The following is a 936-nucleotide window of genomic DNA, read 5'->3' as shown; positions in this document are numbered from 1 at the left end:
AGCTCCCCTGCGCGAACCGCACGGAGGCGCATCTCGCCACCAATCCATCGACTCATGCGGGAGGTCAGCTCCTCGGCGCATTCCGAGGTGGAGGCTCGCCCACGTTGAGACGGAGGTCAGATGTACCCACCACGGTCCCTGCCCGCCTGGCGATGGCTTGCCCTGGCCGTCGCACTGGTGCTCACCTTCTCGGTGCTGGAGACGTCAGCGCTGGCCGGCGCAGCCGCGGCAAACCCATCGCAACCGCTCGTCGCCGTCGACAGTGACGATGACGAGTACGACATCCCGGCCTGCGACGCCGACGATCCCGAGTTCGACCAGAAGTGCGACGATGAGGAAGAGGAAGAGGACGAGTCCGAGCTTCGCGACACCTTCCTGGACGCGCGCCAGGTTCCCGGAGATGTGATCACCAGCGGGGACCTGGAGTTGGCCGGCCAGCAGGCGGCGGCCATTCCCAGCGAACTGCACGGCCTGGTCGACCCCAACTGGGCGGCTGTCGGTCCATCCAATGTGGGCGGCCGGGTGACCGACATCGCCCCGGACAAGACGACTCCCGGCACCGTGTACGTCGCGGTCGCGACGGCAGGCCTGTGGAAGAGCGTTGACGGTGGTGCGTCGATGATCAAGACATGGCCGGACGACTATCCGCAGGCCATCGGCGCGGTGACGGTCGCCCCCAACGGAGACGTCTGGGTCGGCACGGGCGAGGTCAACCCCGGCGGCGGCAGCCTCAGCTACGGCGGCGACGGCCTCTACCGGTCGACCGACCACGGCGCGACCTGGACCCGGGTCGGGCTGGCCGGCTCCAGCACCATTGGCGCCATTCGCTTCAACCCGCAAAACCCGAACGTCGTCTACGTGGCCGCCGGCGGTTCCCTGTTCGCGTCCGGCGGGATCCGCGGCCTCTACAAGTCGACCGACTACGGCGCGACCTGG

Annotated in this window: 1 protein-coding gene; it reads left to right on the top strand. The window is 68.6% G+C overall.

Annotated features, from left to right (window positions below):
- Nucleotides 1-120: 120 nt before the first annotated feature.
- A partial coding sequence (locus tag ACNAVT_RS31775) for a WD40/YVTN/BNR-like repeat-containing protein (RefSeq protein ID WP_416301689.1) occupies nucleotides 121-936 on the top strand: 816 nt, incomplete at its 3' end.

The sequence above is a fragment of the Micromonospora sp. SL4-19 genome, assembly GCF_047921475.1.
Lineage (GTDB): Bacteria > Actinomycetota > Actinomycetes > Mycobacteriales > Micromonosporaceae > Micromonospora.
Note: the sequence above shows the minus strand (reverse complement) of the source record. Positions and strands in the feature narration are given on the sequence as shown.